Origin of the sequence: Rhodococcus sp. 14-2470-1a (genome assembly GCF_002259425.1) — a bacterium.
Taxonomy (GTDB): domain Bacteria; phylum Actinomycetota; class Actinomycetes; order Mycobacteriales; family Mycobacteriaceae; genus Rhodococcoides; species Rhodococcoides fascians_E.
On record NZ_NPFZ01000009.1, the window covers coordinates 1 to 24,734 of the forward strand.

22 protein-coding genes are annotated in these 24,734 nt (G+C 63.1%); 12 read left to right on the forward strand and 10 right to left on the reverse strand.

Translation table 11 applies throughout. The annotated features are described in order from the left end of the window. The first annotated feature begins 254 nt into the window (after nt 1–254). Complete coding sequence (locus CH292_RS04400) at nt 255–1,487, forward strand: GGDEF domain-containing protein (protein ID WP_094654059.1); 1,233 nt, start codon at nt 255–257, stop codon at nt 1,485–1,487. Between the two features lie 48 nt (nt 1,488–1,535). Here the strand turns inward: CH292_RS04400 and CH292_RS04405 are convergent, their stop codons facing one another. Next, a complete protein-coding gene (locus CH292_RS04405; RefSeq protein ID WP_094654060.1) occupies nt 1,536–2,354 on the reverse strand; it encodes a hypothetical protein in 819 nt (272 codons plus the stop codon). Between the two features lie 565 nt (nt 2,355–2,919). Then, nucleotides 2,920–3,330 carry a LuxR C-terminal-related transcriptional regulator gene (locus CH292_RS04415; protein ID WP_094654062.1) on the reverse strand — a complete coding sequence of 137 codons (411 nt, stop codon included), beginning with the start codon at nt 3,328–3,330 and terminating at the stop codon, nt 2,920–2,922. 375 nt (nt 3,331–3,705) lie between these two features. On the opposite strand from CH292_RS04415, the gene CH292_RS04420 reads away from it, so the two are divergent. From CH292_RS04420 to CH292_RS04460, 9 genes are all read left to right on the forward strand, one after another. Continuing rightward, entirely contained in the window at nt 3,706–4,974 is a 1,269-nt protein-coding gene (locus CH292_RS04420; RefSeq protein ID WP_094654063.1) for a TetR/AcrR family transcriptional regulator, read from the forward strand. Further along, on the forward strand, nt 4,971–8,873 hold the full coding sequence (locus tag CH292_RS04425) for a hypothetical protein (protein ID WP_094654064.1): 3,903 nt from the start codon (nt 4,971–4,973) through the stop codon (nt 8,871–8,873). The genes CH292_RS04420 and CH292_RS04425 overlap by 4 nt, the downstream gene beginning before the upstream one ends. A 166-nt stretch (nt 8,874–9,039) precedes the next feature. After that, entirely contained in the window at nt 9,040–10,461 is a 1,422-nt protein-coding gene (locus tag CH292_RS28810; RefSeq protein WP_094654065.1) for a hypothetical protein, read from the forward strand. Between the two features lie 390 nt (nt 10,462–10,851). Further along, nucleotides 10,852–11,712 carry a DUF3800 domain-containing protein gene (locus CH292_RS04435; protein WP_094654066.1) on the forward strand — a complete coding sequence of 287 codons (861 nt, stop codon included), beginning with the start codon at nt 10,852–10,854 and terminating at the stop codon, nt 11,710–11,712. Nucleotides 11,713–11,833: 121 nt separating this feature from the next. Beyond that, entirely contained in the window at nt 11,834–12,115 is a 282-nt protein-coding gene (locus tag CH292_RS04440) for a hypothetical protein (RefSeq protein WP_094654067.1), read from the forward strand. Nucleotides 12,116–12,287: 172 nt separating this feature from the next. Then, entirely contained in the window at nt 12,288–12,677 is a 390-nt protein-coding gene (locus CH292_RS04445; protein ID WP_094654068.1) for a hypothetical protein, read from the forward strand. 93 nt (nt 12,678–12,770) lie between these two features. Next, nucleotides 12,771–13,166: a hypothetical protein gene (locus CH292_RS04450; RefSeq protein WP_143545721.1), complete on the forward strand. Its 396-nt coding sequence runs from the start codon at nt 12,771–12,773 to the stop codon at nt 13,164–13,166. A 1,597-nt stretch (nt 13,167–14,763) separates the two neighbouring features. Next, the gene (locus tag CH292_RS04455) at nt 14,764–15,048 is read left to right on the forward strand and encodes a hypothetical protein (protein WP_255182809.1); all 285 of its coding nucleotides are present in this window, start codon (nt 14,764–14,766) and stop codon (nt 15,046–15,048) included. 132 nt (nt 15,049–15,180) lie between these two features. Continuing rightward, complete coding sequence (locus CH292_RS04460; RefSeq protein WP_019663366.1) at nt 15,181–16,254, forward strand: alkene reductase; 1,074 nt, start codon at nt 15,181–15,183, stop codon at nt 16,252–16,254. A gap of 104 nt (nt 16,255–16,358) precedes the next feature. Here the strand turns inward: CH292_RS04460 and CH292_RS04465 are convergent, their stop codons facing one another. The 5 genes from CH292_RS04465 to CH292_RS04485 all read right to left on the reverse strand — a co-directional run bounded on the left by CH292_RS04465 (nt 16,359) and on the right by CH292_RS04485 (nt 20,434). Further along, entirely contained in the window at nt 16,359–17,384 is a 1,026-nt protein-coding gene (locus CH292_RS04465; protein WP_179277905.1) for a methionine synthase, read from the reverse strand. A 26-nt stretch (nt 17,385–17,410) separates the two neighbouring features. Then, nucleotides 17,411–18,382: a putative oxygenase MesX gene (locus CH292_RS04470; RefSeq protein ID WP_094654071.1), complete on the reverse strand. Its 972-nt coding sequence runs from the start codon at nt 18,380–18,382 to the stop codon at nt 17,411–17,413. A gap of 230 nt (nt 18,383–18,612) precedes the next feature. Further along, a complete protein-coding gene (locus CH292_RS04475) occupies nt 18,613–19,566 on the reverse strand; it encodes a LysR family transcriptional regulator (RefSeq protein WP_019663369.1) in 954 nt (317 codons plus the stop codon). Nucleotides 19,567–19,742: 176 nt separating this feature from the next. Further along, the gene (locus tag CH292_RS04480) at nt 19,743–20,033 is read right to left on the reverse strand and encodes a helix-turn-helix domain-containing protein (protein WP_019663370.1); all 291 of its coding nucleotides are present in this window, start codon (nt 20,031–20,033) and stop codon (nt 19,743–19,745) included. Beyond that, nucleotides 20,030–20,434, reverse strand: coding sequence for a VOC family protein (locus CH292_RS04485; RefSeq protein ID WP_094654072.1), 405 nt, complete (start codon nt 20,432–20,434; stop codon nt 20,030–20,032). The genes CH292_RS04480 and CH292_RS04485 overlap by 4 nt, the downstream gene beginning before the upstream one ends. A gap of 510 nt (nt 20,435–20,944) precedes the next feature. Between CH292_RS04485 and CH292_RS04495 the strand changes: the two genes are divergently transcribed. After that, entirely contained in the window at nt 20,945–21,520 is a 576-nt protein-coding gene (locus CH292_RS04495; RefSeq protein ID WP_256977915.1) for a hypothetical protein, read from the forward strand. Nucleotides 21,521–21,548: 28 nt separating this feature from the next. Here CH292_RS04495 and CH292_RS04500 read toward each other — a convergent pair whose 3' ends face one another. Together CH292_RS04500 and CH292_RS04505 are read right to left on the reverse strand one after the other, a co-directional pair. After that, nucleotides 21,549–22,391: an alpha/beta fold hydrolase gene (locus CH292_RS04500; RefSeq protein ID WP_094654075.1), complete on the reverse strand. Its 843-nt coding sequence runs from the start codon at nt 22,389–22,391 to the stop codon at nt 21,549–21,551. Then, nucleotides 22,378–23,025, reverse strand: a complete 648-nt coding sequence (locus tag CH292_RS04505) for a TetR-like C-terminal domain-containing protein (protein ID WP_094654076.1) — start codon at nt 23,023–23,025, stop codon at nt 22,378–22,380. The genes CH292_RS04500 and CH292_RS04505 overlap by 14 nt, the downstream gene beginning before the upstream one ends. 108 nt (nt 23,026–23,133) lie before the next feature. Here CH292_RS04505 and CH292_RS04510 point away from each other — a divergent pair, with 108 nt between their 5' ends. Next, nucleotides 23,134–24,234, forward strand: coding sequence for an aldo/keto reductase (locus tag CH292_RS04510; RefSeq protein ID WP_094626296.1), 1,101 nt, complete (start codon nt 23,134–23,136; stop codon nt 24,232–24,234). Here CH292_RS04510 and CH292_RS04515 read toward each other — a convergent pair. Next, nucleotides 24,212–24,706, reverse strand: coding sequence for a MarR family winged helix-turn-helix transcriptional regulator (locus CH292_RS04515; RefSeq protein ID WP_019663377.1), 495 nt, complete (start codon nt 24,704–24,706; stop codon nt 24,212–24,214). The two genes, CH292_RS04510 and CH292_RS04515, sit on opposite strands and share 23 nt — an antisense overlap. Nucleotides 24,707–24,734: the final 28 nt, after the last annotated feature.

The window sequence follows — 24,734 nt, forward strand, 5'->3', positions numbered from 1 at the left end:
AAGAGTCGATTGATGCCGTCAGCTTGAGGATACGTCTTTTGGCGACTTCGCATCACTACCTGGCCGCCGATACACCCACAGATCAGTCACAAGGGCCAGGGAATCTTGACGATCACGCTAATGCTTGAAGGTTGAATCGTTAACCCTAGGGCTAATTAGCGGGTCAGCCCTTGATGTCGTACGCCGGAAACGTTCATCCACGCACGCCCGATAGGAAAGCAGTTGAATACTTAACGGATCAGAGGCGCCCGACGATGACTGTGCACCACCCCCGACCCATGGCCCCGCGTTCCACCTCGAGCTCACGGTGGGACACCCGCACCGGCATGGTCATCGCCAGCGCTTCCGGGGCGCTACCGATGCTCGCCATCGCCCTGATCGAGCCCTCCTTCCTTCGGCCCGGTGCACTCCCGATCCTGACCGCCATAGTCGCGTTCACCGCCCTCACGGTCGCGATCGCTGTCCGCGCCGGACGCCTCACCGAAACCCAGTTCACGATCCTCGGATCCGGAGGCATGCTGGGAGTAGCGATCTCGGCGTACCTGATCGCCGACCCCGCCGGAACCCGCGCGGTGACCTCCATGCTCGCCGTCGTACCGGCGATCGCTGCTTCCGGCTCCCCACCCCGCGTCACAGCAGCCTTGACCACAGCATCGATGGCCATGGCCACGACGCTGTCCGTCACAGCTATGAAGTCCTCCGGCATGGCCGTCACGATCATCGCGGTCGGCGCGGCCGTCACCACTGTGCTGGTCCCCGTAGCGCTGATTCTCGCTCTTCGACGCTCCATCACCGCCGTCAACCAGCGACTGGAGACACTCGCCAACACCGATTCACTGACCGACCTGCTGAACCGACGTGGACTACTCGCCGCCGCCGAGACAGCACTGCGCACGGCTGACGGTCAAGCCGCATCCCTGACCGCCGTCGTAATCGACGTGGATCACTTCAAGACCGTCAACGACACCCACGGACATGCCGCCGGCGACCGGGTCCTCATCACCATCGCTCGAACACTGGAACAGACCGTCGCCCGACCCAACGAGCCCGGATCGATCGTCGCCCGCATCGGAGGCGAAGAGTTTCTTCTCCTCATGCCCGGAGCGCATCCGACGCTCGGAACCACCATCGTCGAAGCAGTCCGACCGAGCGGCGATGTCACCGTCAGCGCCGGGTCGGTAACAGTCGAGATCGAGCAGACACCCCACAGCACCTCTGGGATCGCGCCGATCCACATCGACCGCAGTGCCGCCGACACGGCGACTACCGGTGAACCGAGTCCCGTCGACCACGCCCGTCTCGGAGTGGAGCGGACAATGGATTCCATAGTCCGCGCCGCCGACCGCGGACTGTACGCAGCGAAAACAGCGGGACGCGACCGCGCCCACCACTGCGGCGCCTTCACACTCACACTCGCGGAGAACACTCCCCCTGATGCGTCCGACCCCGAACCTGCCCATCATGGCGTGCCCGTGATCCGGCGCTGACAATTCCAGCGCGGGAATCCAGCGAACGGTAGGTGCTGACGTGTTCGTTCAGCGCCGAAACCCTCGCTCCGGGTCACGCGGCGAGCTGTCGGCGAACGGGGTGAACCACTGCGCCGGATCGAGATTGACTGCGCCGAGACCAGGTTCGATGTCCTCGTCGAACAACATCAGTACGTCATGGTCTTGGAACAGAAATTCCAACGGACCATCCCAGTCGCTGTCACTGTTGTGCTCGGGGAGTCCGTCGGTCAGGTCGGTACGTGGATCGGAGGGGTCTGTGGCCATACCCCGGGCACGTTGCATGATCAGGTGCAGTGCCATTTCCTCACCGGTACACCGAGGATCGGGATCGGCAGCACCTGATGTCTCGGTAGCGAGGTCGTTGAAACAGCGTGCCTGGTGACGCCACCATGTCACCGATTGTGTCCAGGTGGATGGTGGGAAGTCGCTGAGAACGGAGATGTCCTGCGACGCGAAGTCCGGGATCTTGGCCAGCTCGTCGATCGCGTCGTAGACGTCGTCGGCGAGGGTCCAGGCAGCGACTTCGACGAACTTGCGCTGCCTCGGCGTCAGTTCGATGAACAGGTCGTACAACATCTCCGCGTCTGCGGTGTGAACCGGTGGTCGAGCGGCGTTCCGGCCTGAACCAGGCACCGGGGTTGGTGCGGCGCGTCGTGAGCTGCCCTCGTAGCGGCCGGTGGCGAAATCGACTGCTATGAACACCGACTCGCTGCCGTCCTCTCCTGTGTTGCTGACCTGCTCGACGCTGCTCTTCCCAGTGGAACCGGGATTGCGCCCGGTGTCTTCGCCATCGATATCTGGTCCGCCGGCGTCTCCGCCACCGAGGTCCGATCCGTTTGTGTCCACGATCGAACTGTAAAGGCGAACCGCGGCGCAGTCTGTGGGGCGCGCCAGGCTTGCAGAGTTATCGGCGCAACATCTCCGGAGCTTGTTTCTGTCCTGTTGTGCTGCGTTCGGTCCGAAAGATGCCTCTTGGTCTTTTTTGCTGCAAACTAATAAGTCGGACATTGTTCACTCGACGACAAGGAATTTGTCATGCGATCGATCAACCGGGCACTTCTCGGCGGGTGTGTTTGTGCCCCGGCATTGTTGGCCTTCCCGGCAGCGGCCTCAGCGGCAGAACCGGATTGGACCTACGCGGTCACCGTCGACGGATCGACGGTGACCAACACGATCACCAATAATTCCGGCAGCACTTTGACCTGCCTTGCGCGTGGAAGGTGTGCAGTCATTGTGTTGCGAGACTGAGTAATTCAATTTTGTCAGCTTGTCCGGGGCGTGTTAAATACTCCGAGCACGGCACGTTTGGCCACCTGGTTCAGTCGGCGTCGCAAATTGTCGTCAACGACGCCTTCCCCTGTGTGCGCTGGCGGGTCTACGGGCGTTCTCACCCCGGGGGCGAGGTGGCTCGTCAGAGGTCGTCGAGCGCGACGATGCCGTCTTGTAGCGCGCGGGCGACAAGCGCGGCTTTGGTAGGGGCGGGCCGTCCGACGGCGTTGTATTTGAGTCGTATGCGGGTCAGGTGGGTGTTGACCGTTCCGAGCGCGATGTGCAGAGTCGTGGCGACGCCGATCTTCGAGTCGCAGTACAGCCACGCTCGAAGAACGTCTATCTCTCTGTTGCTCAATCCGGCGTGCGCGTACGCGGGGCGCCCGGGGACGGCCGCGCGGGTGGCCACGGAGGGGAGCGGCGCTTGCAGAGCAGGGACGGTCGGTGCAGCGGTGGGAACGATGCGGGTCCGCAGCGGCGACCGAACTGAATGGGTGCGACCGGGCGTGGCCGGCCGAATGCCTGACGGAGGCGGGGGAGCGGTGAGAACCATGATCGTTACCTCTCAAAGCTGACACGAATCGACATCGCGAACGAGTCAGAGCGTCATTGGCGGGGGCGATTCGGAAGCGGATCGGCGACTGCGGCGTCGGGGAGAAGCGCACCCAGGATCCGTTGTTCAGCGGTCGTCCGAGAGCGCCATGTGGCCGCGTGCACCCGTTGTACGGGCCACGAGACAGGTGATGATTGAAGCTTGTCGCAATCTGAACACGTCTCCAGATCTGCTGCAACACAATCAGTCTCGATCCACATGCCCACGTTTGTGTCTCATCTACATGCGTGTGTAGCTACAGCTACATTCTGCGGCTAGCGCGGCCTTGTGGTTATAGTTCGATACCCATGTTCGTTCGATCAAGGTGGTTACCCGATGAGTTCGAAGCCGACCCCTCGGGAGCAACTGCTACGCGCCGGTTCGCGTCTTCTCGGCCGGCTCGACATGACCGACATGGTGCGTGCTCTGTCGATTTCGGCGGTCGTCGACGAGGCGGGTCTGTCGCAGCAAACTTTCCACAACACCTACCCCGGTAGTTCTCGCGCCGGAGGAACAGGCGGCAAGGAAGCGTTCGTCGAGGACCTGCTCGAGAACATCACCATCGAATACTCCGGATTCCCCTCCGCCACGGAGTCCGCGGGCGGGCACCGGTCGGCATCCGCGCGCGCGGAGCAGGTCAGCGGCGTGTTCGACGACATGACCTCCGGCCTGCTCCGTCGGCGGATGCTTGCGGTACTTCTCGCCAGCGACCACGACGGCGCCCGCAAGGCAGTCGTACCGGACTTCGAACGCTTCGACACCGACTTCCGGGCGTTGGTCGGCGATGCCGTGCAAGCACGCGGCGGTTCGATCCGGCAGCCACTGTCGCTGACGATGCTTTCGACCATTCTGGGATCACTCCTCGACGGACTGGCCCTACGCGAGATGCTCACACCCGGCACCATCGACCCTCGTGATGTCGGCGCCGCTACCCAATCGATCCTGCGGTGGGCGATCGACCCGGTGCATTCGGACCGGTCGATCCCCGACGCGGACCCCTCGGCCGCAGACAGCGCCCTCGACCCGATGCTCGACGACGTCGAAGCCGAGGTCATCTCCGCCACCGAAACCCTCTTCGTCGACCACGGATACTTCCTGGTCACCCTCGCCGACATTGCCCGCGCTGCCCGGATCCGGCTCGATGATCTGATTCGTCTGTTCCCGAGCAAGATCGACATCATCGTCGCCGGGCTCAAGCCCGAGTTCGACCGGGTGCTCCGGCTTCAACGAGCCGACGAAAAACTAGCAGTGGAACCCCTCGCCGCGTTGCGCCGTACCTTGACCGCAATCGGGGAGTTCGTGATCGGCAACCGAGCCATGAGTTCGGGAATGCTTCTGGCGCTCAGTTTCGAACAATTCCAGCAGCCCAGCACGGTCACCACAGTTCTGGAGAACCTCTACCTCCCCTCAGCCGTCGTGCCGATTCTCGAACGCGGTCGAGAGCAAGCGGTGTTCACCGCCGATGCCCCCGTGATGGAAGCGGCGATCATGCTCACCAACAACGTCCTCTTCCGGTGCCTGACCCGCCCGAGCGAGTCCGCCGCCGATGTCGTCGACGGAGTGTTGCGGGTACTGCTGCCGGGCGTCGCGGCACCGAACCGGTGAGCGACCTCGTCCCGCGCCAGCCGGATGCGGTGGGCGGTTACATCCACCACGGATTGCTTCGGTCCGATCACTGGGATTGCCTGACGCGTCTGTCGGATCGCCTCGTCGAGAGCATCGGGGCCCAACCACTCGACATCCACGCCGATCAGCGGTGGTACGTCCCGCGCGGCATCGAACCCGCGCTGCTCGAACGCCTCGACCTGCCAGGCACTGCCCCGCAGATCGTGGTCGGTGAAGCCGGGCATGGGAAGTCGACATTGCTGTGGTCGCTACACCATGCGCTGCGGGAGCGTCAGCGCAGACCGATGATGGTCTCTGCGACCTGGCTGCAGCGCAGCGAAGACGGATCGCGCACCACATCGACCGCGGACATCGCAGAAGCCGTCATCACCGAGCCCGGTGCCGTGCTGCTACTCGACACTGCAGATCTATTGCTGCACAACGAATCCACCAGGCTCGCCGTCGTCGATCTGCTCGACCAGCTCGCCCGCGCCGGTGTACCGGTGGTGGCCACGACCAGACCGCAGGAAAGTGCGTACCTGCCGCCGACTGTGGGCTACAAGGTGCACCTCGGACCCTACTCGATCGACCGCGAATTGCCGTCGGCGATCGTCGCGCTGACCGAGGAATTCTGCACAGACGATGCGTCCGTGCCCACCGACCCGTTGACGGCGATCACCTCCGCTCGCGCACGCGGGCTGCTCGTCGACGAGGTGTGCACCAGCCCACTGCTGCTGCGCCTGCTGTTCTCCCTGTCCGCGCCTCGTTTTCCGAGCCTCGAACTCGACGTCAGCGGCTTGTACTCCCAGTTCTGGGCACGCCGAGTCGCCGCCGACCACCGCACCGGACCGGACACGCCGATCGACGGCGGCGACGACCTCACCGCGACCGCCGGAATGTTCGCGATCGCAATGCTGGCGTTGGGAACTCCCGAACCGCACATCGGCGACCTCGTCCGCCGCGCCGCCGACGTCACTGCAGCCAACGGACACCCGGCCGGCGAGGACGTACTCCGCAGCGACCTTCGAACCTTGACTGCTCGCGGTGTCCTGATCACCGTCGATGAGCGAGTCCGCTTCTTCCACCAGACGTTCTTCGAGTTCGCCGCCGCCAAGGGACTGACCGCACGCGGCGGCGAGCACGAACTCCCGCGGCTGATCGAGCGGATCATCGACGCACCCGACGATCTGTTCGTCGGAGCCGTCGTCGAACAAACCTTGATCGTGCTCGGCACCGACACGATCGCGCACCCCGTAGTGCGCGATGCATGCCGCACTCTGCTCGAGACCGGCCACCCGACATTGGCCGCGATCACGATGACCGTCTGGGCGCACCACCCCGCGACCGTTCGATTCTCCGATCACGACATCTCCTCCGCCACGGACGACCAGCTACGCCGATTCCTCCGAACCCTGCCCCGCGTACACAGCCCGATAGCTGTAGTCGCGGAGCGCCTTGCAGCGCTGTGGGCCTCGCGGCCCAGTCTCCGAACGGCGATCGCCACGACCGCCGCCTCTCTCGCCGGCCGCGACCCCGCGTCGATGGCGGACTTTATTCGCGGCACCGACATGTACACCGAACTCGCTGCATCCCACGGCCTGTATCTGCAATCGAACAGCGAACCCCGCACCCTCCTGCGGCAGATCGCCCCCACCGAGCCGGCCTTGGCCCGCCACACGATCCTCGCCACCATCATCGGTCTTGCCACCCCGACGGCCGGCACACGATCGCGCTCCTCGGGCAAGGAGACCATCGCCGCTTACCTGATCCTGGCGGCTGATCTATGGAACCTACTGCGCGAGAATACTTTCCTCGATGAGTTGGCCAGCGCGATCAGCGACGTGCAGGCTCGCTCGGATGACAGCGACGCCGATACCGTTCGTGATGCGTTCGCGATGCTCACCGCCGCAGAACTGGACCGACGACTCACCGGTGCCGCGGACATGTCCACGAGCTGGCTCGACTGGGTTCACACCGTGCTCGCTGCGCTCGAACGACCGGGAGGCGACCGCGATCCCATCGTCGCAGCCCAGCTCCTGGCCCTCGGTACGACCATGCACCGGTTCTCGAGTCCCGAACACGACCACCTCATCGCCGCCACCTTCACGCGCATCGTCGCGCTCACCGGACGTCCCGCACCACGCCAACTCGCGCGCGGTGCCCTGACCCGAATGCTGAGCACCGACTCAGCCGCTCGCCGCGCTCTGGTCCCCATCCTGTCCAGGATGCTCGATGGACACCTACCCGCCGCGCACAACGGCTCGGCCCCCGGCGACGAGCTGTGGGCAGCCGTCGCCCGACAGACACTCTGGCACCACGACATCGATACCGATGTCGTCCACCGAATTCTGGCACCCACAATGCGGACATACGCCGACGACGCCCGATTGTTCACCACCGGAAACCACCTGGTGGCGCTGGCACCGGTGGCCATCGTCTGGGGCGAGCCGGAGGCTGTGGCAGCAGGGCATGCTCTCGCCGACATCGATGTGCTTATCACACGCGAGAGGCAAGCCGCGAACACGTTCCTCGACCGTGCGATCGAACGCGCACACCAACGACCGGATGTCCTCGTTCCCCTCATCATCGCGATTGCCCGCACGGTCGGCCGCACCGCGACGATCGCTGCACTACTGTCCCGCCCCGAGAACCTCGACGCCATCGACTCCTGTGCCCCGATGCTGAACGATTGGCTCGCCGACCTGCTCACCGGCGGCGACAACAGCCAACGCGATGGTGCAGACCTGCTCAGTCGACTAGCCGAACGCGGGATCACCACTCCGACATTCGAACAGGTGGTGTCCTGGCTCGACCGTGCCACCAGCCCGCAAGCGACAGCGAACCTGCTCGCCACCATCAGCACCTACGCACGGCAATCGGGGACGACCTCAGACGCTGCGACGCTGTTCGAAGAGTTCGTGGCCACAATCTCGGACCCGGAGCCCGCGATCACACCACGAGGACGCAGCCGACAACCAGTCGTAGTCGAGGCAGCCCGCACAGGGCTACTCGAATGCCTCGCCGACAAGACTGAGTCGACCTCCGACCAGTGGCCCACCGTCCACACCCTGGTATTCGCGCCGCGACTGCATGGCGCTGCTGTCGACGTCGCTGGAATCGGGCCCCTCGCGCTCTTCCTGGGTAACGAAGCCCGCGCCGGCCACATCGACGAAGCCATCGCTCATCTCGAACACACCTGCACCACGCTGGCCGAGATGGACAAGAACCTGCGAGTAAAAGCGTCCAACAAGCTCAAGCCCTCAGTCGCCGAGATCTTGCGGCGAGCGAAGAACCATCATTACGACGCGCTGGCACGCCTGGTCGATTTGGCTCCGGACCAAACGTCGAAACAATTGATCCACGGCATGCTCGACTCGCCCTTGTTCGCCGAGCGTGCCCGCGAATTCGGTTCGAACCTCTCGGTCATCCCGCGCGTCATCGGTATCGGACCTTTCCCGGAGGTCCTCGTCCCCGCCACGCCGCCGATACCACCTGCCGAAGTCACTGAGTCCGCGACGAATGCGCCCACCGGCGAAGGGGCAGCAGCGCAAACACGTGCCCGCCACGCCGCACAGGTTATCCTCACCCTCGATACATGCACGCGTGAGTTCGAAGCCGCGACATTGTCGGCCTACGAGGCGATCAGAAAGCACACCGCGGCTACGAACGACGACGCCGCCGCACGCGCTTTCTCCGAAGCGACCGGATTCTTGGTATCGGAGTCGACGGTGTACAGGCTCAAAGTCGGGACCTATTGGGTGCCGCCGTCGCAAAAACTGTGCGAAACGATCGACAAATACACAGCCGCACGCGGCACGTCAACCGATCTGACGAAAAAGCACGCAACGTACATAGCTGCTAAGCAAGCCTCCGACGATCTGAAGAACGCACGCCGCTGACAACGACAACAGACCAGGTCACTGCCCGCATCGCCTGCCTTCACGCGATCTTCGCAATTTCATGAAACGGTGAAGGCAACTGCGCCGGAGGTGAGGTCGAGGGGTCCCACTTTTGAGTCCGGCATCGAGCACTCGGCTGCCGGATCATGATTCGAAAGGCCCCGCCATGACCACGGCAGAGCACCACACGCCCGAACAGCCGACACATTTCGCGGGTGTCGTCGCCGCGACCACTCCCGCCTACCGCCGGTTCCTCACCGACCACGGCATCGATCCCGACACCGTCGCCGACATGCCCGATCTGTCCGCGCTGCCGATCACGACGAAAGAGAACTACCGCCGCGTCAACACACTCGCCGACCTCCAGCCAGGTGAACCCGGCGAGGTCGAAGTCATCGCCTTCAGCGCTGGATCCTCCGGCACACCGACCGCCTGGTCCCGCGGGCGGGCGAGCACCGACCACGGGGCGACGATGTTCGGACACGTTCTCGAGGAAACGGCAGATACACGACGTCGCTCCGCACTGTGTGCGGTCACATTCCCCTCCGGCCAATACGTCGGCGGACTTTTCATGGCGCAGATGCTCTTCGATTTGCAGCGACGACATCACCGTCTCACGGTCACCACCCCCGGCATGGATACGTCCGCGATCGTCCAGTTCATCGAGGAAGCGGCGGACATCTACGACCAGGTCGTTCTCTTCGCCTACCCGCCGATCGTGCGTGATCTGCTCGATACGCACGGCGACCTGCTCCGGCGGCATCGCGTGATCGTCATCGTCGGCGGCGAACCGGTTAGCGAAGCATGGCGCACCCTGGTGCTGACGATGCTCGGCCACCCGAATGGTGACCTCGTCCGAGTGGTGTACGGCGCAACGGACGTCGGGTTCGTCGGCTACGAAACCGCAGCGACCATCGCTATCCGCGCAGCCGCAGCGCACGACCCGGTGCTCAACACGACGATGTTCGGCACGCAGTACACCTCCGGAGACCTCGTCCAGCAACCCGCCTTCGTCCAATACCGACCCGAACACACCTACATCGAGGTCGACTCCGAGGGATACCTGCTCTTCACTGTCGGGGGAGTGCTCCCGTTGGTGCGGTACCGAGTCAACGATCGCGGCGCCGTGCTGACCGGGACACAGATCCGTAACCAATTGCACGACAACGGATACAGCGACCTCGCCGAAAGCATCGATGCCACCGGATCGTATCTACTCGTCCACGGACGCACCGATGTCGCAGCGATCTTCAATGCCGTCAACCTCTATACCGACTACTTCAGACCCGCAGTCGAGCATATTTCCCTCGCCACGAGGTTGACCGGCCGCTTCGTTGCCTACTGTGAACCCGACTCGGAGCAACGCACGACACTGGTACTCGACGCCGAATTGCGGCCCGGGCAGCAGTCCGACCCCGACACCGCTGAGCACCTCACCCAGCTGACGATCGCCTCCCTTCGGCAGCTGAGCGCCGAATACCGCGTCGTCCACCATCAACGGGGCCACGCCGCCGAACCGATAGTGCGCCTGAAACCGTTCCGCTCCGACGGCTTCGTCACCGACGGAAAGCAACGCACTACCCGCTGACCGCAGCGTGACTTGCGTGCACCTCGTCCCGTAGGCAGGACGAGGTGCACGCAGCCACGATGGCCCAGTCAGCACTACACCGTTCATTCGAACAATCGACAGATGTACACCGTTCGAATGACATATTTGTCGGTTGTTCGAATGATTGAACGAACACGATGGGCGCTTCGGTTCGAACAGGTGAACGAAGTTGGCGTCCACCCCGAGGCGGCGACAATTGCCCGATGCGCCCGCTCACAGTGCGGACGGTCAGGCGTCGGCATCGTCTCGTGCCGTGGTGGCTGTCTTGTCTGTAAACCGAGATGACGGCGGACCTACTCAGCGGTTCGTGGGCCCACGGTGTGCGAGTTGCTCGCGCGCCGCAGTTGGCGGAAGCGTCATCATCTATCGGTGCCTCCACGTATCGATCGCATGATTTACATCGACGACTCCGGTCGGCCCCAGTCCGGCCACGCCGTGTACGGGTGGATCGAATTCAGCCCAGACCGGTGGAGGTCGGTGCTGCGATCGTGGTTGGACACCCGCAAACGTTTGTGGCGCGAGTACGGCATCCCCGTCACACAGGAATTGCACACCACCGAGTACGTCAACGGGCGTGGACGAATCTCCAAACACATCCCCGAGCGACACGTCCACGACGGGCACGAGTACTTGAAAGACTTCGGCCGAGAAGTCGCGGTCGAGTGCCTCGACACTCTGCGTTCCACCGAGGGTCTGACGGTCGGGTCGGTGTACCGCCACGGCGAACCCACGGCGCTTGCCCAGACCAAACGCGAGCTCTACGCCGACCTCGTCACTCGAATCGAACACGAGCTGGCACAGTCGGACTCGCTGGGTCTGATCTTCATGGACGGCGACGGGAGCGACAGCTCCTACCGCACAACCCACCGCAACCTCGCCCTGGCCGAACGACGGGTGATCGAAGATGCGATCCATATCGACTCATCGGGCTCACAACTGGTTCAGATGGCCGACCTCGTCGCATGGTCCGCCCACGCCACGATCGACAGTCACACGAAGAACGTGTTCGCGGGGGACTGGTACGCCGATTACCTCTCCGAGCGCGATCCGAAACGAGGCCCAGAACCGCTATACCCCCCCCAGATACAGCAAGACCCCCTGCTCCACAGGTGCGGGGGGGGGGTCTGCGGGATCAATGCTATCGCTATGACCCCATCGGGGCAAGTACGGCGTCAGGGCGCACGCTCACGTGCCGCGACTCCCACCGAGTCCTGTCTGGCTTGGGCGTAATTCGACGACTGGGCCTTCGGTCCGCGACGAGGCCGACCACTCGTACGTTCACATCTTGTCAGGTGTACTTGATCCGGCGGGTCTACCTGCTTGTGTCACCTGGTTGTGGTTTTGTCGAAGAATGTTCGACAAAGAGGGGAACAGAGTTTCCGACGACGACGTCTTGGACAAGGTTCGGGACATGGGCGCCGCCGTGGTGCGGCGCGGGCCGGTCGAGAGTCTCGACCTCGCGAGTTGGCGACGAGAGCTCCGCGTACAGGCCAAGGCCCGGGGCTTCCGGATCCATGTCCGCACGTCCGACGACGTCATCATCGTGTCCGACCCCGATCATGTCGTCGACAGGCGACGCCTGCGTGCGGCGATGGAGGCTGTGGCGCTGCCGCCGGACTTCGGACCGCGCTGACCCGAGACTAGGGGAGCGCCGCTGTCGGACGCCGCCGGTAGCGTTCGAGATGTGGCACCCAGACCGCCCCGCCCGTCAGCTCGATATCACTAAGACTGGGGACTGTTCGTCGACTGGTGCTCCGCCGCCGAATACGTTTCGTTACCAACGACTCCGGTGGTGTTCGGCCGAGTTGCTTGACGACAGTCCTGCCGGTGACGCGGTGCAGAGGCGCCGCGTCTCGGCCATCAACCGCCATCACCTCGACTCCGGTCACATCCCACCGGGGCAGGTGACGTCGATCCGTCTGGCACTCAACTCCGTCCGCGCGGAGCGACTCGACCGCCGCGCTGAGCACGTTCACAAGATCGCCGCCGCTCTGCCGGTATCGGGTACGACCGAGGCACTGTTCGGACGCCGGGATGCGGTCTTGCTGATGTTCGCCGGGACGGGCTTCTCGTACCGGGCGATCGCCGATCTCGACCGCACCGACGTGTCCATCGATGGGCAGGATGTGCGGATCGGCGGCAGTCACCGCGTCCGTATCACCGCCCGATCGACGGATGCGACGCCAGCCATGTAGTGGCACCGGTGGTCCGAAGTTCGGCAGTTTTCCGACCGCTACCACTCGACCACCCTGCTCGCGCAGCAGCTGGAGCGCGGCAGGTATCCCGACATGGAGCATTGGCCGCAGCGACCGGGTCCGGTCGCGGTGCCGATCGATCGGTGGGGACACATGCCGTTCCCGCCCGCGCCCATGACTGCGGACGCCGTCGCCGCGGTCGTGAACGCGTCTCTGACCGACTCTCCGCCGCGGCGCACAGCCCGCACACCCGGGCACCACCGCATCGACAACGAGAGCCGTACGGACACCTTTGAAACTACTGCAGTAGCACCGGTTTCGGCGGATTTGGATCCGGGCTACTACGAGCGCGGGGTGCAGGCCCGGCGCCGGGCCAACGTGGCCACGGCAGATGTCCCCGGTCTCGTCGACGAGGTCGAACACCGCATCGAGAAGCTGCTGCAGCGGACCCTGAATCTGCTGGGCGACACTTTCGACGACCCATTCTGAGCCGCACCACATCCTGATACGGCACACCGTGGAGCACGTACTTGACGTACGAACCGCTTATCGGTTGTCGATTATCACCAGGTCCTTTCGCCAAAATCGGTGCCGGGCGGATGAGCGAATCGGTCGGTTGCTAGTTCATTCGCTCCAATACTGGTCGACGAGGTGAAGCGAAACTCTAGAGGTGGTCTTGCCAAGGAGTCCGATCAACTATCGCAAGCGCTTCAATCGTGCCGTCTACCCCAGACCATCGACATCCGTGCAGGTTCAGAACAGATCGGAGCGTCGAATATCAGTGACGCTCGGTGTCACGAGACTGTCACAAGTCGGTACGTTCGGACATGGACCGGCCCGGACGGTGATGTACGAAAACCGTTGCAGATAAACAAATATTGAGTCCAGAGGCGTTCATGTGAATCCAGTTCTAGGGACTTAAAATCCGCACAGTGTCGGTTCGAGTCCGACTGGGGGCACGGGGTCCACATGGACTCGGAAACTTAGTCCACGTAACAGTTTTCGTCGCGTATCGCAGACGGTGGTGAACCGCGGTGGTTTTGAATGGACAAGTGAGGCAGCGGACCTGGTGTACGTTGTGTTGTTGACACATTGTTGCTGGATTTTCCTTTCTTTATGCAGGTCAAAGCGCTTTTGTGGAATGCGAGATTGTCGTTCGTGGAAACTCGATGACACGAGCCTGTCACAACTCGGTACGCACTGGATCAAATCATGTGCTTGTACGACCGCTAGGCCGTCTGCGCGATAGCGGATCGTGAAGTCACTGATAAGACTGCAACGCGGTATCCAGCGGACGAGAGATGCCCGAGCGGGCGCCCTCTCCGTCATCACAACCACCGGGTGGGTGGCCGGATGACGCCGGTGTGGCGACGAGTGCCGCTCGAACGAAGGAAGCCACCGTTCCCTGACGGGTGACGGTGGCTTCTGAAACCCGGACTGCGCCGGGAATACATATCCAACTGTAGCCTCTGCTGCGTGCTTGTTCAACCGACGCCTTCGCAGCAGGCTGCGTTGATCTCGCTCACGGCGAGTTCGCGTCTGGCTCCGTTTCGTAGAGCGTGCGACGGTCATGAGGGTCCGGCGCTCGCGTTGTATCTGCTGGACGCCCAGCTGTCGTCGCATATTCACGGACACCTACGAATTGTCGAGGTCGTCCTTCGCCAGCAGATGCACGAGGCCTTGAAAGCTCGATATGGAGCGCGGTGGTTCGACAGTGCGAGCGCGGCGGGGCTGTCCAGCGACGGTCGTAGCAAAGTTGCGCGAGCATACGAAGATTTGATGCTCCAGCGTTCGAGGCGTCGATCAGATCGAGCGTCCGCGCTTCCCACCGCTGACAAGGTCGTCGCGGCGCTGATGATGGGGTTTTGGGCGGGACTGCTGCGGACACCTCGTGATGTCGACCAGGAAGCCACATTGTGGATACCGGCGCTTGAGGGCTGCTTCAACCGGCACCAGTCGCTTCCTCCGTTGAGTCTTTCGGCGGCTCAGAAAATTTGCCGACGGCTCAATTGGGCCCGCAACCGAGTCAATCACTGCGAGAGCGTTGTTTTCGGCTTCCCGCAGCCCGGCCAGGTGCAGGGTGGGCATGCATCCCGTCGGAGAGCTGACCGACGCGGGCCGTTGGATCCTGTGCGGCGGGGTCGTGCTGTTCGTCGTCGGGATCTGTTCCATCCTCGGGTGGAGCTCGGGTGATTGGAAGACTGTGATGCAGTGGCCGGGGCTGGCGATCCCCGCCGTCCTGGCGGTGGGCGCCGTGGACAACGCACTCCCGTTCGCATCGGCCGTCGTGCTCGCTGTCGGTGCCATCATCGCCGTGGTCACGGGGATCGTCCGGCGCCAGCGAAGTCCGATCGAGACAACAGAAACCTGACGCGCCGGTAGCGACACGCGACGTCCCGTCGCACACCCCTCGATGGTGACGATCATCTCTGACCGGAATACCTGACTGTTGCCGACGGTTAGTCGATGTAAGTATCGCCCCCGTCTGGAAAGAGTCGAATCAGTGAAGTTGTTTTCTCCGTTGACGCTAGGTGCCCTCGACCTCGAGAACAGGCTTGTGATGGCTCCGCTCACGCGGGTGCGGTCCGGGCGTGACGGAGTTCCCGGCCCGCTGGTGGTCGAGCACTACCGTCAGCGTTCCTCGCTCGGTCTGATCGTCACCGAAGGCACGTATCCGTCGCACGCGGGTCAGGGATTCCCCGGCCAACCCGGCCTCGTCACGCCCGAGCAGATCGACGGCTGGAAGAATGTCGCCGACGCCGTGCACGCCGAGGGTGGTCTGATCGTTGCTCAGGTCATGCACGCAGGCCGTGTCACGCACGAGGCGACAACAGGCGGCTACGAGGTCGTCGCCCCGAGCGCGATCGCCATCGACGGTGAGACACGGACCTACGACGGGAAGAAGCCGTACCCCGTGCCTCGCGCCCTGACGACCGACGAACTTCCTTCGGTGATCGAGGAATTCGTCCAAGGAGCCAAGAACGCCATCGCAGCAGGATTGGACGGCGTCGAGATTCACTCCGCCAACGGTTACCTGCTGCACGAGTTCCTTTCGCCCGCATCGAATCAGCGTGACGATGCCTACGGCGGCACACCCGAGAACCGCGCGAAGTTCGTCGTGGAGGTCGCGCAAGCGGTCGCCGACGCCATCGGAGCCGACCGCGTCGGAATCCGAATCTCGCCCGAGCACAACATTCAGGATGCGCTCGAAACCGACCGCGACGACGTACACGCGACTTACGCCGCCCTGGTGAAGGGGATCGCTCCGCTGGGTCTGGCGTTCCTGAGTGTGCTGCACAAGGATCCGTCGGGTGAGCTCGTTCAGGATCTGCGCCGCACCTTCGGCGGTCCTGTTCTCGTCAACAGTGGATTCGGCGAAATCACCAGCAGGGACGAAGCTCTGTCGCTGGTCGACGACGGATTCGGCGACGCTGTCGTGGTCGGCCGTCCCGCCATCGCCAACCCGGATCTGGCCCGCCGATGGAAGGAAGACCTTCCACTGAACACTCCGGACCAGAGCACCTTCTACTCGGACGGTGCAGAGGGCTACACCGATTACCCGGCACTACAACACTGAGACGATCGGGAGGAGGAGCACCCGTTCCTCCTCCCAGGTGTGCACCGGGACTGGACGTACATTCCGCCGCATGTCTTGCAAGGCATTCGGGTGCCGTGGCGCCGCTAGGACAGCTCGCGACGCACGAGTTCGGTCCCGGCGGCGAGCGTGCGCATCTTTTCTCGCGCGACCCGTCGATCGAGAGGCGCCATACCGCAATTGGTGCTCGGATACAGTTTGTCCGCGTCGACGAACGGGAGGGCGCGTCGAAGGGTGGCGGCGACTTCCTCTGGCGTCTCGATGGTGCTACTCGCAACATCGATCGCTCCCAGCATGACTTTCTTGCCCCGAAGCAATTCGATCACGTCGACCGGTACCCGCGAATTGTGGCTCTCCAGCGACACGATGTCGATCGAAGACTGTCGCAGCAGTGGAAACGACTGCTCGTATTGACGCCACTCTGCCCCGAGCGTCGCCTTCCAATCGGTGTTGGCCTTGATGCCGTACCCGTAGCAGATGTGCACGGCAGTCTCGCAGCTCAACCCGTCCGTGGCACGCTCGAGCATCGCCACGCCCCAGTCCTTCAGTTCATCGAAGAACACGTTGAACGCAGGCTCGTCGATCTGGATGATGTCCACGCCTGCCGCTTCCAGGTCCTTCGCTTCCTGATTCAGCGCCGTCGCGAACTCCCACGCAAGCTTTTCGCGGCTCTTGTAGTGGTCGTCGTAGAGTGTGTCGACCATTGTCATCGGACCGGGCAGGGCCCACTTGATCGGCTGGTCGGTTGTCGCTCTGAGGCGGGCGGCGTCGTCGGCGAACACAGGCCTTTCGCGGCTGACTTCGCCGATTACCGTTGGAACACTTGCGTCGTAGCGGTCTCGAATTCGTACGGTCTCGCGTCGATCGAAGTCGACGCCGCTGAGGTGCTCGATGAACGTGGTCACAAAGTGTTGACGGGTCTGTTCACCGTCGCTGACTATGTCGAGCCCGGCTTGCTTTTGCTCGTGCGCCGCAAGGGCTTGGGCGTCGAGTTTCCCTTCGCGCAGTTCGTCCTCTCGCAACTTCCATGGGGACCACAGCTTTCCGGGCTCGGATAGCCAGGAGGGCTTGGGCAGGCTACCGACGATCGAGGTGGGTAGGAGGGTGTTCATCTCTGGTACCTTTCGGTTCTGCGGGCTCAGGCCGTCTGCGCGAAAGCCCACCGTTCGAGAACGGCGCCGTACGGTTCGATGAGATTTACCTCGGTGAACTTTCCTTGGGTGGTTGCGAGGCCGGTGCGCTCGACACGGTCGTAACTCACCTGTGGCAGTGAGTAGTTGCCGTTGTCGAGGCTGGGCCGATATACCTGCGCCGCTGCGTTATTCGAATTGTAGATTTCCGGACGGTAGATCTTCTGAAACGTTTCCATCGTCGCGATCGTTCCTGCAAGCGCGAGTAACGAGTAGTCGTTGAGCAAGTCGCCACGGTGGTAGAAGGCAAGTGGAGCGGCGGAACCGCGAGGCATGAAGTATCGCGCGCGGAGCCCCATCTTCTCGAAGTACCGGTCGGTGAGCGACTGCTCGTCCGCCACGTACTCCACCCCGAGAATCGGATGGTGATTGGTAAGACGGCGGTACGTCATGGACGTCGACACACTGATGCAGATGACCGGCGGCTGCGAGAATCGTTCGCGATACTCGTCCGACTCGACGAAACGCTGGAACACCTGCCCGTGCAGGTCGCCGAAGTCGCTGGGGATTCCCGTTGCTCGGTGCCCCGGGAGCCGAACGCTGAAATCGTAATCACGAATGTACGACGAGAAGTTGTTCCCGACGATTCCTTCGGTGCGGGATCCGGCCTCTATGTCGACGATGTCGACATCGAGCACTTCGATCACCGGGAATGCGGATCCATCCCCGGCCGACGCGAGATGCAGGTCTACGGAAACGATGTCGAGGTCGAGCCTGTAGCGGTCACCACGTGGGTTGTCCCAGTGCACCAACTCGTTGACACGGGTATTCATCATCGTCACCGCATTGCGCAGATTCTGTCGGCGACCCTCGCCCCGTGCGAGATTCGCGAAATTCGTCGTACTGCGCGAGCTGGTCGACGGTGTGTAGTCCTCGTCGAAGCGTGTCGTATCGATGCTGAAGGCACAGTCGTTCGTCATTGTGGAGAGTTGCCCCGATCATGTGCGGTAACTACAGCGACGAGGGCGTCGCCGCACGGCTGATTGCTTGGTTCTGTGCAGCACTTCGGCCCGCCGCATCCTCGTGCCCAGATGGACTCTCGGGCCGAGATATTCGAAGATCGGCGGCGCAAAGTGACGCGAAAATGAGTGTAGACAGACCGACCGCCATAGGCTAATTGCTTCGAACGATAGCTGGATATACCGAATGGCTATCCCAGGAGATCGACTCCGAATCCTGAGACGACGTCGCGCATCTCCAGCACGAATCGCCGGGCCTGAGCGGTCAAGGACACCGAGGCATGACCGATCCAACCGATCTCGATGCGCTCGTCCACGTCCAACGGCACGGCGACGATGGACGGATCGAGATCGTCCGAGACGATGCCGGTGGAGATGGTGTATCCAGCCAGACTGATCATGAGGTTGAAGATGGTCGCCCGATCACTCACCCGGATGTCTTGCTTCGACGAACGGGTGGAGAGGATCTCTTCAGCCAGGTAGAAGGAGTTGTTGGCACCCTGGTCGAAGGTGAGCCGGGGCAGATCCTCCAGATCACTCAGGGTCACGCTCGTTCGTTCTGCGAGCGGATTCGTGCGGGCGACGAAAATGTGCGGCGATGCCAGAAATAGCGGCGTGAACACCAGTCCGGCTTCGCGAATCAACTTGTCGATCACGTTTGCGTTGAACTCGTTGCGATACAGCACACCGAGCTCACTTCGCAGTGTGCGAACGTCCTCGATGATGTCCCACGTACGGGTCTCGCGAAGAGTGAACGCATATTCTGCCGCTTCGGATGCCTTCACCATCCGGGCAAAGGCGTCGACGACGAACGAGTAGTGCTGAGTCGACACGGCCAGCAGCCGCCGAGAGGGTCCGCGGCCCAGATAGCGTTGTTCCAGGAGCTCTGCCTGCTCGACCACTTGACGCGCATAGCCTAGGAATTCCGCCCCGTCCTCGGTGAGCGTCACGCCGCGGGTCGAGCGAAGGAAGAGCGTACGCCCTACGCGATTCTCGATGTCTTTCAATGCGGACGACAGGGTCGGTTGCGCGACGTAGAGAAGGTCGGCCGCGGCACTGATGGATCCCTCGGCGGCCACTTCCACGAAGTACCGCAACTGCTGAAGGGTGATTCCCCGCGCCGTCCCTGCGATGCCACGCGCCATAGCGAGAACTTATCGCATTGGTACACGATGCGGACGCTGGTGCTGAAGTCCCGCCGAGTTCGTGTCCGCGGGTTCTCGAAGGCGTCCATCTCGATTGCGATACGCCGCGCGAGTGAGTATGGAATCGGCAAGCCGAACCTCGCCCGACGACATCGCTACGAACCCAAACGGCCGACTCATCCTCGGCGTTCTGCGTCCGCTGCCCAACGCCCGAGCGCGTCGATCGCCGTGCGCAGGGCATGTCCGCGTTCGGTGAGTGCGTAGGCTCGTGTGTTGTGCTTCAACGGAAGACGGGTCAACACGCCTGCTGCTTCGAGTTCGCGCAGACGGGTCGCGAGCATGTTCGTCGGCGTTCCGAGATCGCGCTGGAGATCGCCGTAGCGTTGCGGCCCGTCGAGCAGTCGCTCCACGATCAGTAAAGCCCACCGAGCGCCGACGACGTCGAGCGCTGCGGCCAGGTCGCTCATGCGGGCGTGTCGACGTCCGGCTTCATCCAGAACGGGGAGTAGTGATAGCCGTCGGGATCGTCGAACTGGCGCTGGTACATGAACGGGTAGTCGTCGGTGTCACCGATTCGACCACCGGCGGCGCCTGCACGTTCGACGAGTTCGTCGACGGCCTCGCGGCTGGCGAGGTCGAAGGAAACGGTGACTTTCGACGGGGTGCCCGGCCCGCCGATCAACTCCTCGGTACCTCCCACGCTTGCGTACATCTCGCGGCTGCCGAGCATGACGTACTGCCCGGGTGTGATCGCGAAGCACGAGACGTTGTGGTCGGACATCTCTGCGTTGAGGGTCCAGCCGAGGGCGGTGTAGAAGGTGGTGGCGCGCTCGACGTCGTCGACGGGGCAGGTGATGAACAGGCTCATGCGAGAACACTTGCAAAATGCAAGTGCGCTGTCAAGGGTGCTATCGGCTTCTGCGGTTGCGTCACAGAGGTGAGCGGGCGGATCCGGCTGAACCGCAGTGCTCGGTCGAGGTGTGCGGGCCGGTGGATCGAGACTCCGATACGCCCGAAGATGCGTTGGCGTCGTCGATGGTGGTCAGATCTCGACCCTGGGTTTCGGGTGTGAAGAACGTCGTCGCTGGGCACGGACAGAAGTCGTGCGTGCGTCGGACGTTGCGTGGCGAGTGGGCGGTGACGACTTCGCCGTCTCAGCGCGGACACCGACGACGACGTCACGGCGCTCGCCGAACGGGTCGACCAGCGGTTCGAACGGTCACCCGAGAAGCGTTCGGGAGGCCCGAGGAACGAGATACCGGGCAGCCGGTAGTGGACGAGTAACGAGACCTTCAATGTTTTCGCCTCCGACGTGCACCAGAGTTCTTCTTGTCGAACAAGTCGCCGGATGACCGGCTCAACTCGAAAGAAGAACACCATGAGCGTAACTCCTCGTCCCGATCTTCAACTCTCGCATGCAGTGGTCACCGCCGACGTCACTGCGCCGCTCGACTTCGTCGATATCGAGCAGTGGCTCAAAACCCTTCCAACGCATGAGTATCAGCGCTGCGCACCCGGGGATCACAAGGCCGCCGGTTACACCGTCGACGACGACGGCACCCCGATGTCGATCAATGTCGAGATGATCGGAACCGGTCTCGTCATCCAGCAGTACCGTTTCGAGGTCGCCAGCAGGCACTACTGCAAGATGGTCTCGATCTCCGACGTCTTCTCGGCAGCCGGATGGACCACCACTCAGGTGATCTGGGAGCTCGGCATCGAACAACTGGACGGCGACAATCTGCGCTACATCAACACGGTCACCTCGCACCCCACCGAGGAATTCCTCGAGTTCATCACTTCGAGCGGACAGACCTTCGAAGACGCCGCAGCAGCGCGGCAGAAGGCGTCGGGGCAGCACTGCGAACTAGAGACCCCGCACTACGCCCAGAGCATCGCCAACTTCGCCAAGGCTCGTGCGGCTGACGCCGTCGCGGCGGGCAACTCCGGGTAGCACGCATATACGTCGACGGACCCAATCATCAACGGATCCAATCGTCGACGGCCCTGCATACGTCGGCCGAGGACTCGATCGGCGCCAGGTGTCCGACGCCGTCGAGTGTGATCACGGCCGGTTCGCCCGGTAGCGATTGCCGAAGCCGGGTTGCTTGCTCCACCGGTATCCAGGGATCATCGGTGCCCCAACCGATTCGAGTCCGACAGCGAACTTCCGCCAGTTTGCGGACCAAGGGCTGGGTGTGGTCGGGGCGCAGGGCGGCGATCTGTCGGTAGAACCCGGGCTGTCCGACCTCCCCGAGCCAGGGCCCGGTCAGGGTGTCGAGCCACGCGGAACTCAGCGGCCGCCGGGCAGCACCGGCGATGTATTCGCGCACGAGCGCAGCGTGCAATGGTGCGGGAAGCGCGCCGAACACGTCGGTGTGCTCGGCGACGAGCTTGAAGAATGGCGACCCCCAGGGGTCCAGTGTGACGATGTCCCACAGAAACAACGATGCATAGTCGACGCCATGCAGTACATGTGCACCGAGTGCGACCGCGCCGCCGATGTCGTGGGCGATGACATGCGGACGGTTCACTCCCCACAGTGACAGCAGCCGAGCCAATCTCGACATCTGGGTGTCGAGATCGACTGCCGCGTCCAGGGTTCCGGACCGGCCGTAGCCCGGCATGTCCCAGAGGTGAACCCGATGATCCCGGCTCAGGTGGTGGGCGACGCCTGCCCATACTGCTGCAGACCACGGCGTCCCATGGCAGATGACCACATCGCCGACGGCTTCTGTCGGCGGTTCGAGCACGTACGTCGCGATCGAGACTCCATCCACGACGACTGTCTCGGGTTGCGGCAACGTGCCGTCAGGAGTTTCCACGGGTGTCCTGTTCTCGTCCGCCGAATACGCCCGCGCGTGCCGCTGCTGCTGTTGCTCGCACTGCTCGGTCGGCGTCTGCTGCATCGAGTGGCTTCGTGGTGGTCATGAATTGGTAGTACAGCGGTGCCGACAGATATCGAACGACTTCGTCGGCGTCGGTGTCGGAAGGCAGGTCGCCACGTTCGACGGCGTCGGTGACTGCTGCCGCCCACTCCGACACTCGCGTTCGATAGAAATCCGCCAATGCTTGCTTGGTGTCCGCGTCGTGCGTCGAGGCGGCGATGAGCGCGGAGAAGAGTCTGCCGGTGCGGTGATCGGTCAGGGTTTTCACGACCAGTTCGGCGTTTGCCGACAGGTCGGCAGTGAAATCGCCTGTCCGCGTTGCACTGACCGATCGAGCAGCCATGTCGTCGAGAAGGTCCGACACCAATGCTTGCGGAGATCCCCATCGTCGATACACCGTCGTCTTGCCTACCTTCGCGGCGTCGGCGACGGCGGGGAGCTCTACACCGGCGAACCCGTACTCGATCAGCGCATCCTCGGTGGCTGCGAGCACTGCGCGGCGCACAAGGGCGGTGCGGCCGCCCGGGCGCGCTGTCGCGGTTGCGGGCTTGCCTTTCGTCGCAACGGTCATGGTGCCCGATCGTACGGCATTGCAGCCACTAACGGTACTGCAGTTCCGTTTTGTTGCGAACCGTTGTATGGTCTTAACGGAAATGCAGTCCCGTTAGAGAGGTTCGATATGAGGTATCGACAAGTTGGAAGCTCCGATTTGGTGGTGTCCGAGTACGGTTTCGGCGCCGCCACGTTCGGCGGACGCGGTGATTTCTTCGGAGCGTGGGGGACTACCGACGTCGACGCCGCCCGTGAACTGATCGATCAGTGCCTCGACGCCGGCGTGAACCTGTTCGACACCGCGGACGTCTACTCGGACGGTGCATCCGAGGAGGTTCTCGGTGCCGCGCTTCGTGGACGACGGGACAAGGTCGTGATCTCCACCAAGGCAGCGCTCCCGACCGGGGACGGTGCCGGCGATTACGGCACCTCGCGTCGGCGACTCGTTCAGGCGGTGGAATCGGCGCTACGCCGACTGGGAACCGACCGAATCGACCTGTTCCAGCTCCACGCCTACGACGCCTCGACGTCGATGGAGGAAGTCGTCGGCGTGCTCGACGAGCTGGTCCGGAGCGGCAAGATTCTGTACACGGGCGTGTCGAACTTCTCGGGATGGCAGCTGATGAAGATGCTGTCGACCGCCGACGAGCGTGGAGCTGCGCGGCCGGTGGCTCACCAGGTGTACTACTCGCTGATCGGTCGGGACTACGAGTGGGAACTGATGCCGCTCGCGGTCGAAGAGCGAGTCGGGGCGATCGTATGGAGCCCATTGGGGTGGGGTCGAATGACTGGACGTGTCCGCCGTGGTGTCCCGCTCCCGTCGTCCAGCAGGCTGCACGCCACCGCCTCTGCCGGGCCGCCGGTCGACGACGAGCGCCTCTACCGCGTCGTCGACGCGCTGGATCGCGTTGCGCACGACACCGCCAAAACCGTTGCGCAAGTAGCCCTGAACTGGCTGAGTGATCGGCACAGTGTCTCCAGCGTGATCATCGGCGCGCGCAACCGGGAACAACTCAACGAGAACCTCGGAGCTGCCGGATGGTCGCTGAGTGCTCCGCATCGCGAGTTGCTCGACAACGTCTCCGACACCGACGCGCCGTACCCCTATTTCCCGTACTACCGGCAGGACGGATTCGCGCGTCTGAATCCACCGCTCTATCCAACAGCTGGATCGAACCACTTCGCCGTTGTCGACGGCCACTCGGTCAGGCCAAGTCCTCGGGCCTGATCTTCAGTTTTTCCGAAATGCGTGCCAGGGCTTGCTGATCCTCGTCTGTCAATGGGTCCAGCACGAACTGTCGAACGGCAGCGACGTGTGTCGGGGCTGCCGCGACAACGACGTCGTAGCCTTCCTGGGTCAGTGCGGCCGTGGTGTAACGACCGTCTTCGGGGTCGGGTGAGCGTTCGACCCACCCTTTGTGCTCGAATCGCTTGACCACGTTGGACAAGCGTGACAAGGATCCGTTTGCCAGATATGCGAGTTCGCTCATTCGTATTCGCCGATCCTGCGCCTCGGAGATGTGGCTGAGGGTCAGGTAATCGAAGAGAGTCAAGCCCGCCTCCTGCTGGAGTGGTGCCTCGAGCCGTCCGGGCATCAGCAGGACGAGCGAGACAAGGCCAGTCCATGCTTCCTTTTCCGACGCGGTGAGCCACAGCGACTGCTTGCCGTCGCTCTCACCCGAAATCTCCATCTGCGCCATCCGCTCACCATACCGATCGGGCCCCGTC